This is a genomic window from Pedobacter sp. GW460-11-11-14-TSB4, assembly GCF_059423705.1.
The window spans coordinates 154,732-168,785 of the sequence record NZ_JBWKYI010000002.1 but is presented as its reverse complement, the minus strand read 5'-3'; the positions used below and the strand labels follow the sequence as shown (position 1 = coordinate 168,785).

At 38.6% G+C, this 14,054-nt stretch carries 10 protein-coding genes and 1 tRNA gene; 7 read left to right on the top strand and 4 right to left on the bottom strand.

The features are described from left to right. Positions 1 to 9: 9 nt before the first annotated feature. Positions 10 to 687 (bottom strand): hypothetical protein, encoded by a 678-nt coding sequence (locus tag AC07YT_RS03700; RefSeq protein ID WP_086548316.1) that lies wholly within the window; start codon positions 685 to 687, stop codon positions 10 to 12. Positions 688 to 1,010: 323 nt separating this feature from the next. Here AC07YT_RS03700 and AC07YT_RS03695 point away from each other — a divergent pair, with 323 nt between their 5' ends. Genes AC07YT_RS03695 through AC07YT_RS03685 form a run of 3 tightly spaced genes read left to right on the top strand, consistent with a single transcriptional unit; the run spans position 1,011 to position 6,092 of the window. Continuing rightward, positions 1,011 to 4,139, top strand: coding sequence for a SusC/RagA family TonB-linked outer membrane protein (locus AC07YT_RS03695; protein WP_086548315.1), 3,129 nt, complete (start codon positions 1,011 to 1,013; stop codon positions 4,137 to 4,139). A gap of 18 nt (positions 4,140 to 4,157) precedes the next feature. After that, positions 4,158 to 5,633, top strand: coding sequence for a SusD/RagB family nutrient-binding outer membrane lipoprotein (locus AC07YT_RS03690; RefSeq protein WP_086548314.1), 1,476 nt, complete (start codon positions 4,158 to 4,160; stop codon positions 5,631 to 5,633). 9 nt (positions 5,634 to 5,642) lie between these two features. After that, on the top strand, positions 5,643 to 6,092 hold the full coding sequence (locus AC07YT_RS03685) for a hypothetical protein (RefSeq protein WP_086548313.1): 450 nt from the start codon (positions 5,643 to 5,645) through the stop codon (positions 6,090 to 6,092). Positions 6,093 to 6,156: 64 nt separating this feature from the next. Here AC07YT_RS03685 and AC07YT_RS03680 read toward each other — a convergent pair whose 3' ends face one another. Both AC07YT_RS03680 and AC07YT_RS03675 read right to left on the bottom strand, forming a co-directional pair. Continuing rightward, a complete protein-coding gene (locus AC07YT_RS03680) occupies positions 6,157 to 6,564 on the bottom strand; it encodes a DoxX family protein (RefSeq protein WP_086548312.1) in 408 nt (135 codons plus the stop codon). A 1-nt stretch (position 6,565) separates the two neighbouring features. Further along, complete coding sequence (locus tag AC07YT_RS03675; protein ID WP_086548311.1) at positions 6,566 to 7,465, bottom strand: S66 peptidase family protein; 900 nt, start codon at positions 7,463 to 7,465, stop codon at positions 6,566 to 6,568. A 40-nt stretch (positions 7,466 to 7,505) separates the two neighbouring features. Here AC07YT_RS03675 and metG point away from each other — a divergent pair, with 40 nt between their 5' ends. The 4 genes from metG to tam all read left to right on the top strand — a co-directional run bounded on the left by metG (position 7,506) and on the right by tam (position 11,165). After that, positions 7,506 to 9,614, top strand: coding sequence for a methionine--tRNA ligase (gene metG / locus AC07YT_RS03670; protein ID WP_086549458.1), 2,109 nt, complete (start codon positions 7,506 to 7,508; stop codon positions 9,612 to 9,614). A 331-nt stretch (positions 9,615 to 9,945) separates the two neighbouring features. Then, positions 9,946 to 10,191 (top strand): GIY-YIG nuclease family protein, encoded by a 246-nt coding sequence (locus AC07YT_RS03665; RefSeq protein ID WP_086548310.1) that lies wholly within the window; start codon positions 9,946 to 9,948, stop codon positions 10,189 to 10,191. Beyond that, a tRNA-Arg gene (locus tag AC07YT_RS03660) sits at positions 10,182 to 10,253 on the top strand. Before AC07YT_RS03665 ends, AC07YT_RS03660 begins: the two co-directional genes overlap by 10 nt. A gap of 105 nt (positions 10,254 to 10,358) precedes the next feature. Then, on the top strand, positions 10,359 to 11,165 hold the full coding sequence (gene tam, locus AC07YT_RS03655; RefSeq protein ID WP_086548309.1) for a trans-aconitate 2-methyltransferase: 807 nt from the start codon (positions 10,359 to 10,361) through the stop codon (positions 11,163 to 11,165). A 114-nt stretch (positions 11,166 to 11,279) separates the two neighbouring features. On the opposite strand, the gene AC07YT_RS03650 is transcribed toward tam, so the two are convergent. Continuing rightward, a complete protein-coding gene (locus tag AC07YT_RS03650; protein WP_145954285.1) occupies positions 11,280 to 14,006 on the bottom strand; it encodes an MG2 domain-containing protein in 2,727 nt (908 codons plus the stop codon). Positions 14,007 to 14,054: the final 48 nt, after the last annotated feature.

The window sequence follows — 14,054 nt, the reverse complement described above, 5'->3', positions numbered from 1 at the left end:
TGAAAATGATTAAGAAGCTGAGAGAGAATTGTAATATTCAAGCAGCATTTGAATATCCTCATCCGATTTAAAGTTTAACTTTTTGTCGGTGATAAATTTAGTCAATGGTTCCTTTTTATCATTTAAAGCATTTAGTAAACTTTTCTTATCTTTTTTCACCTTAAGCATCTGTCCATTGTTGTAGATGAAATATAACTCACTGTTAACAATGGTTTTTTGACTTCTGGCAGATCCGTATGGCGTAACTTCAACAATAGCCTTTACAGGTTTTTTTAAAGCAATAGCCTTTCCTGAATTTAAAACCATATAATAGCTTTTCTCTGTATAATTGCCATAGGGTGGAAACCCATTTCTAAAAACTTCGAGATAAAGTGGTGATGTTTTAGGCTTAATAAGCTGGAATTCTTTGACCGGATTCTTAAAGGCCATCTCCTGTCCCCCACTTAAAAAAACTAACCTATCAGACATTACGTCGTAATTGAGATCCATATTGTTAAAGTATTTTTCATCGGCCTGAAGAACATGACCTTTTATAAAGCTGTCATAAAGGTATTCGGTACCAATAAATGTCCGTTCTGGCTTGGTACCGATAGGAGTGCCTACAATGTCTTGCGAAATTTTAAATTGCGCTTGTGCAGTATAAACAGATATGCTAAGCAATGAAGCTAAAAAAAATCCTTTGTTCATTTTGAGTACGGGTTATATGTGTATAATTTAAGAATATCTTTCAGATTATCAAAGTAGATGTGTTTGTTTCTTATCCTCACCATATTTCGCTTGCAATCCAGAAATTAGAATGTCTAATTCAAATCGTATGGCAGGCACATTTTAATTTGCATCCGGATAATACTCATTTCTTTAAAACTAATGGATGTCTTATAAATGCTAACCTGCTTGCTATAAACACTTTGATAAATATCAACGACTGAAAATTTAAAGTTTGTAAAATTTGCATTACAAAATACTAAATCATATCTTGTAGTATTATTAACTAAACTAAATTATTTTTTATGAAAAAACTTCTACAAAGTTTGTTCATATTGCTATTTATTGCCACCTCAGCAATAGCGCAAGATCGAACAATCACTGGAACAGTTACGGCTCAGGAAGATGGATTACCCCTCCCTGGCGTAAGTGTAAGAATTAAAGACGCATCCAACTCAGGCGTCTCTACAAATGCCGCAGGTAAATTTTCGATTAAGGTAAGTGCAGATGCCAAAGCGTTAGTTTTTTCTTCTGTAGGCTACTCTACGCAAGAAGTGGCCATTAGAGGTAGCGTAGTAAATGCATCTTTAGAAACAGATTCCAAATCTTTATCTGAAGTAATTGTTACCGCATTAGGGCAAAAACGCGAAACCAAATCATTAGGTTATGCGACTACTACGGTTAAGAACAGCGATCTAACGGCCGGTCGTTCAACCAATGTGGTTAATGCACTCGCAGGTAAAGTAGCTGGCGTGAAAATCTTATCAACAGGAGGAGCAACAGGTGCATCATCAAATATTAACATCAGGCAAGCCACAACTTTTACGGGATCGAACCAACCATTATGGGTACTAGATGGTATTCCTATAGATAATGGCGGTGGTGTGCAAAATGTTAATACTGGTAGTACAAACTCAAACAGAGGTATTGATTTAAACCAGGATGATATCGAATCTGTAACGATATTAAAAGGACCAGCTGCTGCTGTGCTGTATGGTTCAAGGGCGGTTGCTGGTGCTGTTATTGTGACTACTAAAAAAGGGAGCAAAGGACAAAACGGAAGAGTGGAGTTAAGCAGTAACTACAATTATATAGAAGTTAATCGTTTGCCTGATTATCAGAACGAATACTCGCAGGGAACCAATGGATTATATGATTCTTTCTCTCAAATGTCGTGGGGGGCAAAGATAACCGGGCAAACTGTTACCAATTACCTCGGAAATCCAGAAACCCTTACCGCCTATCCTGATAACGTTAAGGATATATTTAAAGGAGGCTTTAACCTGCAGAATAATGTTACTTTTTCTGGTGGTACTGATAAAACGGCCTACTACTTTAACTACGGAAACTTTAAGGAGAGCGGATATATAGATAATAATACTTTAGCTAAAAACAACTTTACTGTTAATGCCAGTACAGAATTGACTAAAAAGCTTACAGTGAGTGCATCTGTGCAATATGTTCATAATAATTCTGTAGGTACGCCAACTGGAAATGCAAGATCGAACCCTTTGTTTGATGGCGCTACATTACCTAGGACTTATAATCTAGCGAATTATCCTTTCGAAACCCCTGCTGGTTTAAATAACATCCCTACAAGTCGTGTTAATAACCCAGCCTATACCTATTACAATATTTTAGGAACAGATAATCCATTATGGTCTATCAAATATATTCTGTTTAAACAAAAAATAGACCGTGTAATTGGTAATGCTGGCCTTGATTATAAAATAGCAGATTGGTTGAGTGCTAATTATAAAATTGGTATAGATCAGTATACCAATGTATCGAAAACAATAAATGAGAAATCATCTAACAATAACCAATCAGCAAGTAGGGCCGGTTCTATTATTGATAATACGACAAACAGACGTGAAGTGAGTTCGTATTTTAACTTGGTGGCCAATAAAAGATTCTTAAAAGATTTTGGTGCCAGGTTCTTACTCGGAAATGAGATAAATTACAGAAGACAAGATCAATTACAGGTAACCGGTAATGGCATACAGGCAGCTCATAATTATAACATTTCTAATACCTTAACATATGTTCCGTTACAAACTATAACTGAACAGAGTTTAGTGGGGGTATATGCTGATATTAGTTTAGACTATAAATCATTTGCCTATTTATCTTTTACCGGACGTAGAGATGTTTCTTCAACATTTGCTCCTGATAAAAGAAGTTATTTTTATCCTAAAGTTGATGCCAGTTTCATTGCTACAGAGGCTTTTCCTGAGTTAAAGAAAAATGATATTTTAACTTACCTAAAACTAAGGGCAAATTATGCTAAGGTGGGTAGAGAGGCTCCGATATATAGCACTGGTACATATTTTGGTACCGCAGGTCCTTCTGACGGTTTTGGGCCAAATTTAATTTTCCCGTTTAATGGTGTAAATGGACAAACGTATTCGGATGCAGCTGGTAACATTAATATCAAACCAGAATTTACCGCATCAAAAGAAATTGGTTTAGAAGCTAAGTTTTTAAAAGATAGATTAAGTATTGATGTTGCCTACTACAGTACGAAAAGTACCGATATTATATTTTCTGTTCCAAGCGCACCTTCTTCTGGTTTTACCAGCACCCTGTTAAATGCAGGAACCTTAAAAGCCCATGGAATTGAATTATTGATTAGTGGAACACCGGTAAGATCTACAAATTTTAACTGGGATCTATCCGTAAACTTTACAAAAGGAAGAAATGAAGTTGTAGAATTAGCCCCTGGTGTGCCTTTTATCGGTAACGGTGGTTTTACAAATCCACAAGGCCGTATTGTTACAGGATATCAATATGGTACCCTTTTTGGTCAGGTATTTAAAAAACTTAATGGTAAAGATGTTGTTGATGCGAACGGTAGATTGAGCTCTGGTCAGATCAATACCACAGAATTACAGCCAATAGGTGATCCAAATCCAAAATGGACTGGTGGTGTAAATACAACATTCTCTTATAAAGGCCTGTCGTTAAGCTTATTTGCAGATATCCGTTACGGTGGTGATATTTATTCCAGAACAATTACCGATTTAAGAAGGTACGGTGTTGCTGCCGAAACCGGCAACAGAGATCGTTTATATGTGCACAATGCCGTATACGCAGATGGCACACCAAACAATACTTTAATCACAGCAGAGCAGTATTATGGCGATTTATATTCAGCAGCAGCTCAAGAATATGCTGTTTTTGATGGTTCCTGGATCAGGTTGCGCGAAGCCACATTGTCTTATCGTATCCCAGGCAAATTGTTAACCAAACTTAAATTTATAAAAGGAATTAATGTTGGGTTAACAGGAAGAAATCTTTTGATGTATGCGCCTAATTTCCCTCACTTAGATCCAGAGAATAACCTTTTAGGTGTTGGTAATGGGCAAGGGATAGAATATAATGGCCAGCCTCAAACTAGAACATATGGTGGATTTTTAAAATTATCATTTTAGTATTAGGAGAGTTTAAATATGAAAATTAATATAAAAGAAATAGTTTTTGGATTGGCGTTAGCCATGATAGGACTGAGCTCGTGCAAGAAATTTGTAGACATTAATGATGATCCTACAAGATTAAAAGATCCGGATGCAAGTTTGGTTTTACCTGCAGCGCAAGGTAGAGTGGGCTTTACTATGGGATCTGATATTCATCGGTTTACATCCTTATGGGTACAACAGTTTGCTGCACAGGGCGGTGGCGCCGCGCAACCTACTCAATATGATAAATATGCAGTTGGTGAAAGCGATATCAATAATACATGGGCGGCTACTTTTGCAGGTACACTGGCAGACTTGCAGAAAGTGATCGAGAAAACCAAGGCAACAAGCCCTAAATATGCTGGTGTTGCCGAGCTTGTAAAGGCTTATGTTTACCAAACCCATGTAGATGCTTTTGGAGATCTTCCATACTCAGAAGCAATGGGTTATGAAGCAAACTTAAAACCAAAGTTCGATGGCTCTTCTGCCATATATGATAATTTATTCGGCTTAATTGACGAAGGTATAGCTGATATTAAAAAAGCATCTTTGTTGACACCAACAACTGATGATTTATTTTATGGTGGCGATATGGATAAATGGGAGCGATTTGGTAATGCATTGAAATTAAGGATGTATATTCATTATTTCTCTACCAATGCAACAGCTGCTGATGCAACCAAGGCCAAGACAGGGATATTAGCTATTCTGGCAACTAATAAGTTGTTCAGAACAAATGCTGACAATTTTCAAATGCGGTTTTTAACTTCAGCTAATCAGACCAATCCTATTCACCAATTCGAAGGCTCAAGGCCAAATCAGTTTTTCCCAAGTAAAACACTGGTGGATATCATGAACAGTAAAAATGATAGCAGAAGAAATTCATTCCTCACTTTACAAGGTGGTGTTTATGTTGGCGCCACAAACGGAAATGGTGATGTAGTGGTAAGTACCGCTTTTTCGCGCATGAGTACTTATATAAGGGGAAAGCTAGCTGCAGGTGTATATTCTGGCGAAGCTCCAATAAGAATGTTAACTTTTGCTGAGCAAAATCAAATATTAGCAGAATATTATGCAAGAACCAATGGTGGAAGCGATTTGGTTACAGCAGATACTTATTATAAAGCAGGTATAACAGCCTCGTTTGCTTCGGCTGTGGAATTTTCGGATGCTGCAGAAGCCACTGCGGTAAACGGTGGCTTAGCTGCTTATCTTGCTTCAGCCAACGGAACTGTTATTACTGGTAATGCACTGCAAAAAATTATTGAAGAAAAATTTGTAGCTAATTTTGGGGTTGCTATTGAGCCATGGACCGATTGGAGAAGAACTGGTTTTCCTGTATTGGCGCCAGTAACTCCAGCAACAGCTATTCCGCGCATATTGCCTTATTCATTTAACGAAAGAAGCTATAATCCTAACACACCAGCCCGACCTTCAGTATTTGTAAAATCTGTATTTTGGGATAAATAATCAATAACTATGAAACGAATTTTAATCATATTATTTGCATCAGTGCTAGGTTTAGCCTCATGCAAAAAAGACCCGAAACAACCAGAAACACTTGATACACCAGCTACAATTGTTTTTGACGGCAATACCAGCACAGTTATTGGCACTTACTCGAGTTATGCTGCTGCTACTCCTACTATTAAGGGAACGGGAACAGTAAATATTGTAATTACATACAGTGGAGATATAAAAACACTATCATTTACTACGCTAACAGGTACTGTTGTAAACAACTTAGGAACAGCTACAGTAAGTGGTGGTACTTATACTTTTACTAAGCTGGTTAAAGATTTAAGAGGAGCAGCTGATGCTCCGCTTCCTACTTCTGGCACCACTGGGTCGGTTGTCTTAACCGTTTCTGCTACCCTGGGCAATGGCCAGATGGTAAAGCGGTTTTTTACTATTAATATTAATGGGTGATTTGTTAAAAGAAAGGCCTGGAAATTTTTCCAGGCCTTTCTCTTTAGATTGAAGGAATGTTAGCTTATTTCTTATCCACACTATACTTCCCCGGGCCGATAAAAATCAATCCGAAAAAAACAATACCTAATTCAATTGCATGGCTGGCGCCTTGTAAACCATCTCCCTTACCGAAATGAACCAGTGCGGCTATAATCATCGTAAAGATTAATAAAATTAATGCCGGACGGAAAAACAATCCTACAATCAAAAGGAAACCACCGAAGGTTTCGGTAGCGGCCGCCATAAAGCCCCAAAATATCGGTAAAAAGTTGATGCCGATTACTTTCATACTTCCCCCTAAACCAGTCCAGCCATCTGGCCCGCCTGCAAGTTTCGGGAAACCATGAATAATAAACATTACGCCTAAACCAATGCGTAGCAGTAACAAGCCTGTATTGCGGTATTTTCCTAAATTGTCTAAAATCGCCATCTTATAAATATTTAAATTGAACGTTATTTGTTTCTACTTTTAAGCTCACCTCGGCACCTAGAACCATACTCAGGTTATTGTCGATATGGCCGGTTGGGAAATTAAAGCAAACCGGAAAATTATAGTCTTTAACAATATCCCAAATTACCTCATCAGCTGTTTGACCGAAAGAAATCTTTTCTTCTTCAATTTCATTAAAGGCGCCAATAATCAAACCCTTTAAGGCTTTTAGCTTTCCCGCCCTTTTCAGCATGCGCAACATGCGGTCTATGCCATATTCTTGCTCGCCCACGTCCTCCAAAAAGAGAATTTTATGCGTAAAATCCATTTCGGAAACCGAGCCCTGTACCATGGTGAGCAAACTTAAATTACCACCAATCAAAAGCCCGGTTGCTTCTCCTGCCCTGTTTTTAAAGTCGCTTTGGTAAGAATAGGTCTGTTTTTCGCCAAATAGCGCTTTTTTTAGAGAGATTAGTGCTTCTTCAGTAGATTCGTCAAAAGTATAAGGCATTTGGGCGTGTAAACACTGCGTATGGCATTGGGCAATTATATGGGAGAGCAGCACGGTAATATCGCTGAAACCAACAAACCATTTCGGGTTTTTGTTAAATTCAGTAAAATCCAGGTCATCAATAATCCTGATGGTGCCATAACCACCACGGCCCGAAATAATTGCTTTTATAGATGGATCATCCAAAAAACGTTGAATGTCTTTAGTTCTTAAAGCATCAGTTCCTGCAAACTGGTGGTGACTGGCATATACACTTTCGCCAATAATAACCTCCAAACCCCAGCTTTCTAATTGCACTATGGCATGGTTTATAGGTTTGGGTAATTTCTTTGCCGGACATACCAGGGCAATCTTATCTCCTTTTTTTAAATACGGGGGCTGCTTAATCATCTTCAAAACACTTATCTTTGCCAAATTAATAAAAATTGTTTTGGATAATAGTAAAATAAAAAGATATACCGTAACTGCAGCGCTTCCATATACCAATGGACCGGTTCATATTGGACACCTGGCTGGTGTTTACATCCCTGCAGATATTTATGCCCGTTATTTAAGGTCGAATAAACGCGATGTAAAGTTCATCTGTGGATCTGACGAAAATGGTGTGCCCATTACTTTAAAAGCCAAAAGAGAAGGAATTACGCCTCAGGAAGTGGTAGATAAGTACCATAAAATTATTGGCGATTCGTTTAAAGAATTCGGGGTATCTTTCGATATCTATCACCGTACCTCATCGCTTACCCATCATCAAACAGCTGCCGATTTCTTCGAAACCCTCTACGATAAAGGTGTTTTTACAGAAGAAATTACCGAACAATATTACGATGCCACTGCAAAACAATTTTTGGCCGATCGTTACATTACCGGTACCTGCCCTAAATGTGGTAACGAAAATGCTTATGGCGATCAGTGCGAAAACTGTGGCTCTACGCTTAATGCAACCGACTTAATCAATCCAAAATCGACGCTATCAGGCGATAAACCCATTTTAAAAGAAACAAAGAACTGGTTTCTGCCACTGGATAAATATGAAGACCGTTTACGTACTTATATCGAAAGCCATAAAGAGTGGCGCCCGAATGTATATGGCCAATGCCAAAGCTGGTTAAATGCAGGCTTACAGCCAAGAGCAATGACCCGCGATTTAGATTGGGGCGTGCGTGTTCCGCTTCGCGATGCTGAAGGTAAAGTGCTTTATGTGTGGTTTGATGCCCCTATTGGATATATTTCTGCGACCAAAGAGCTGTGTAACTATGCAAAGCTGGATGTATGGAATCCTAAGGCTGAAGAATATTACATCAGCAGTTACGAAAACGATAAGTGTGGTTGGGAAGAATACTGGAAAAGCGACGAAACCAAATTGGTTCACTTTATCGGTAAAGATAATATCGTTTTCCATTGCATTATTTTCCCTGCGATGTTAATGGCACATGGCGAATATACTTTGGCGGATAATGTGCCCGCAAACGAATTCTTAAATTTAGAAGGACAAAAAATATCGACTTCTAAAAACTGGGCAGTTTGGTTAAACGAATATTTAAGAGAGTTTGAAGGCAAGCAGGATGTATTGCGTTATGTATTAACTGCAACCGCTCCTGAGACTAAGGATAACGATTTTACCTGGAAAGATTTTCAGGCGAGAAATAACAACGAACTGGTAGCCATACTCGGCAACTTTGTAAACCGTGTTGTCGTGCTTACCCATAAATACTTCGGTGGTACGGTGCCTACCTGCATGGAAATTACAGAAGTAGATCAGGCGGTTATAGACGAGCTGGCCAGCTACCCTGCTAAAATCTCGGCATCTATCGAAAACTACCGTTTTAGAGAGGCACTATCAGAGGTAATGAATGTTGCCCGTTTAGGAAATAAATACCTGGCCGAAACCGAGCCATGGAAACTTATTAAAACCGACGAAGACCGCGTAAGAACAATCTTGCATATTGCACTTCAGATAGCAGCCAATATTCAGATCCTGATCGAACCTTTCCTGCCATTTACGGCCGAAAAGTTAATGAAGATGCTTAAAAATGGCGGTCATGACTGGGATGATGCAGGTACGGTGAGCCTGTTAAAACGTGGTCACGAAATTGGCGAGGCCGTGCTCTTGTTTGATAAAATTGAAGATGCTGAGATCGACTTTCAGATCGAGAAGCTCAACCAAAGCAAGGCCAGTAATGCGGCGAGTAATGTTGTTGCTGTTCCGGCAAAAGAAAATATCCAGTTCGACGATTTCTCGGCAATGGATATCCGTGTGGCCACTATTATAGCTGCAGAAAAGGTAGAGAAAACCAAAAAACTGTTAAAGTTAACAGTAAATACAGGTATTGATGAAAGAACTGTGGTTTCTGGTATTGCCGAATATTATAAACCTGAAGATATTGTAGGCAAACAGGTTAGTATGATTGTTAACCTGGCGCCCAGAGAAATCAAAGGGATTTTATCGCAAGGCATGATTTTGATGGCCGAAAATGCTGAAGGCAAACTTACTTTTGTAGCACCTGTAGAAAAGTTTCAGGAAGGCAGTGTAATCAGATAGTATTTTAACTGCATTAAAATATAAAGCCATTTGATTCATTTCAAATGGCTTTTTTTATTGCTTATCCCTATGCATTATCCTAAGTAGCGTCTATTATAATTGATTTTTTATGTTTTTAAAGACAATTATCCTTAGATAAATGCTTGTTAAAATGAATTCTCTTGCGACAAAACTTTTGTTATATTTGCGCAACAAATGGCACTATGGTTTAACGGATACCCGCCTGAACCATTAAGGTGGTATTGAAAAATAAAATGGTCCCGTAGTTCAACGGATACCCGCCTGAACGACAAAAGTCGGGCAGGGAATAGAAGTTTCCTAAACTTTAGATATGAGTTACTTTGCCTATGTAATTAAAAGTGTGCACTTTGATTATTTTTACAAAGGGCATTGCGAAGATTTAGAGAAACGAATAAAAGAACACAACGCTGGTAAGACGAAATCAAATAAGGCTTATCTCCCCTTCATTATTTTTTATTATGAAGAGTTCCAAACCAGGGACGAAGCAATTAAAAAAGAAAAATTTTTTAAATCTGCTTCAGGAAGGCGATATTTGAAAAATAAAATGGTCCCGTAGTTCAACGGATAGAATAGAAGTTTCCTAAACTTTAGATATGAGTTCGATTCTCGTCGGGACCACACCAAAGCTTCAGGTAAAAACCTGAAGCTTTTTTATGCTTTAGCATGGGTAAACTCAAGCCCGCAAATTAAACTAATTGCAGCCTTAATTGTTTAATTTCTATCATGCAAAACACACCCCACCCTCAACCCGATACATGGTCGGCGGCACAGTATCGTAAATTCGAAAAAGAGCGTAACCGCCCTATTATAGATCTTTTATCGCAGGTTCCTACAGGAGAAAAGGCCAAAGTGATCGATCTTGGCTGCGGGCCAGGTAATTCTACCGAATTTCTTCATCAATATTTCCCCAATGCAGCCGTTAGGGGGATAGACAGTTCTGTGGACATGATCGAGGCTGCCCGTAAGCGATTACCTAATCTGCAGTTTGAGGTAGCCGATATTAGCCAGTGGGAAGGTGACGGGCCTTATGATTTGATTTTTGCTAATGCTTCCTTACAATGGGTGCCTGATCATGCGGTTTTATTTCCGGCTTTAATTGAAAAACTAGCAAAAGGTGGTGTTTTGGCAGTTCAAATGCCCGATAATTTGGATGAACATACACATCGTTTAATGCGGCTAACCGCTGCCAATGGCCCCTGGGCAGAAAAGTTAGCCATTGCTGCAAAACGTTTACCACGGGAAGGTGCCGAATGGTATTATCAAAATTTACGCAGTAAAGTAGAAACATTAGATATCTGGCGTACCACCTACTACCATCCGCTTTCGGGTGGTGCAGCAGCTATAGTAGAATGGCTAAAGGGCACAGGCTTACGTCCCTTTCTTGATCCTTTAACAGCCGATGAAAAAGAGGCTTTCCTTGCCTCATATCAGACGGAAATTAGTAAGGTATATCCTGTATTTCCTGATGGAAGTGTGCTACTGCCATTTCCACGTTTGTTTATGGTCGCCACTAACTTTAATAATAGCTGATAAATTTCATAAAAATTCATTTTAAAGCCATATCTATCTGAATATGCAAATTTTTCTATGGCCTATTAAATTAGTTTTTGGTCAACTAAACATCATTGTAAAAAAAACTATTCACTATCTAACCTCATAGTAAAATGATCTTCTAGCCAAATTGCCTTGTAAATCGATGCCTTCTATTAATACCTTGTATTTACCTGGCACACTGCCATTGAAGTACTTAAGATTAAATTTGCCCTCTAAATTTGGGGAGACATGTGGCATCCAAAAGATGGTACTTCTTAGATCTGCTCTTTGTTCAATAGGTTTGATAGCGTATTTTGGTGAATAGAAAGAATTGCTGATGCTATATCCCTGCCTAATGATGCTTGCCATTCCAGAAACATTTTTATGGTAGTTTTGCCAATAGACACCGTCCTTGTTCATCACGATCTCGAGGTATCCAAATTTTACATATCCATCTTCTCTTAGTTCATCCTTAATGAAAAAATTAATGTGTTCAATCTGTTTTGAAGGGAGTTCTCTGATATTAAACGATTCTTCAAGTGCTCTTCCATTAATATACACAACTAACGGCTTGTCGTAAGTATACATTTTTTTTGTAGCAGCATCCTTCACAATTCCTGGTTCGGCCAGCATAAGTCGTTCATAACCTTGTTTATCAGTTTTCATGATCACACCTCCCTTTAAATGCCGGGTTAAATATTCACTAATATCCGCAACACCCCCAAAGTCAGCTTGGTATATGGTCTGCATCTTTGTGGCGCTAACTAAGTTGGCTTTAGCATCAACGGGAAGCTCATACTTTTTCTTCTTAGCTAAAATCTCTACATCTTCCAATTCAGTTACCCCAGATAAGAGGCCTTTCTTAATTAGCAAGGCCTTGTAATCTTCCCTGTGTTTCCGGTAGTCAAGCGGCTTCTGTGGGTAATCGTCAATGTAATTTGTAATATCTTTAATGCCTACCTCTGGTATGATTGCTTCATCTATCTTTATTTCTACAGATTTCTGCCCACTTTCAGTTGCTGCCCTGATGGCAAAACCGACTGTGTCAGTAAAAGTTGGTTCGAACAGGAACTGGCCATTCTTATCTGTGGTAGACTGATCAATATTAAAGTTCTTTCCTGCTGTAACCAATAATACTTTGCCGTTAATTACTGGTTTTTCGCCTTGGAAAACCTTCCCGCTAATCTGTAGTTTCTTTTCTACAGGAAATTCAAACAGCCCTGGCCTTTCTATTTTTTCCCAATCAACTTTACGCCAACCCTGTGTTAATAGTAGATTATCCAATCTTGCTATTGTTGCCGAATCACGGTTAATAAAATATCTATTCGGCTTTTCAACATGACCTGAAAGTTCTGATGTTAGGAGTAGCGTAGCCAGAATATTACCCTCGTCATCTTCCTCAGTTTGAACCATGTTAGAATTTATTACTGAAACCGACAAAGAACCTTGTACTACTTTATCCATCGTTTTGGCGATTAGTCCGATATCCATTTGCTGATGTAAAGCATAAATACTATCAAGTTTTTCTATTTGTATCTCGATTTTGTCAGGCTTCTTATTTACAAAAACTAATCTTTCGCAAACTGGTAGACCTTCAATATTAAGGAGAGTAAAAAGCAATGTACCTACCGGCAAACTATCCTTTCTGATTTTTAGTGTATTAATTTGCTGTGGATTTTTTATCAACATATCACTATATATTTCTCCATTATGTTGGGCAACCAGATGTAAATTCCCTACAGCAACTAGATCTTCACTAGCCAATACCTTTACCAAAAATTCATTGCTATCTTTTTCTGAAATAGCCAGATTATAACCAGAAGCTATGGATTTTGGCAGGTTGAAAGCAAGATTTCTGCCTGAAGATGTGGTTATCTTTGCCGTATAAATTGAACCAATCTGTGGGGTGAGATAGAAAGATCCCATACCGAGGTAGCTCTCCGATAGGCTTGCTAACACAGTACCATTCTGGTCGAAAACCGATCCAGTCAATTTTGTACCTAGTCCGTTTGTATTAATGGCTTTATAGCCAATGCGACAAGGAAGCCCGGCCACCATTTGTCCGCCCTCGGGAAAAAACTGGAGGTCAATGCTATCATTATCAATCGCTAAATCGAAGGTTCGTGAAATAGACTTTTCATTTGTCATAGAAACTGTTAAACGAACTGTTCCTTTTGATGCATTATCCAATTTTTCGATAGGCAGACTGATGTGTAGTTTTCCAGCATTGTCTGTTACCGCTTTAATAACCTCTGTCCGGTTGTTACCAATATTGATGGTATAATTAACCGGTAAATGGATATATGGTATATTTTTGCTATTGGCAAAGCTGATGTCTGCGCTGGTCAAAAGATTGCTATTATAATTATAAACCGTATTTGTGATCAAATTTTCAGATTTCAGACCGCCTATTTTAACGGTCTTATCGAAAAAGAATTCTGTAGGCCAGTTGCGCATCCATTGCGTGTATGCCCTGATGCGATAAGTTCCTGTGCTTAGTGTATCTGGCAGAGCAATATCTCCCCAGCCAAATCCGGAAGTTAGCGGGATTACCCTTTTTTTAAGTGTTTTTTGCCCCTTAAATAGCTCAACATATAAAACACCGCTTTTTTTGCTCGGTAAAGACGTCCTGGCATCTACTGTATATCCTTTTAGCCAAATCGTATCTCCCGCTAAATAGTAGGTTTTATCAAGATGCAGGTAAACTTTTTCAGGGGAATTTATGGCAGTCAAACTGTCCAAAGCCGAAATTTTCGACAAAACCTTGGCGGTGGATTGTGCGAATGCTCCAAAGGTGAAGAAGAAAAAAAAAGTGAGAAAAGCGATAATTAATCTCATTGTAGACTTTTATGGCGGCTCATTTTAAACCTGAAATTAAAGGCCCCA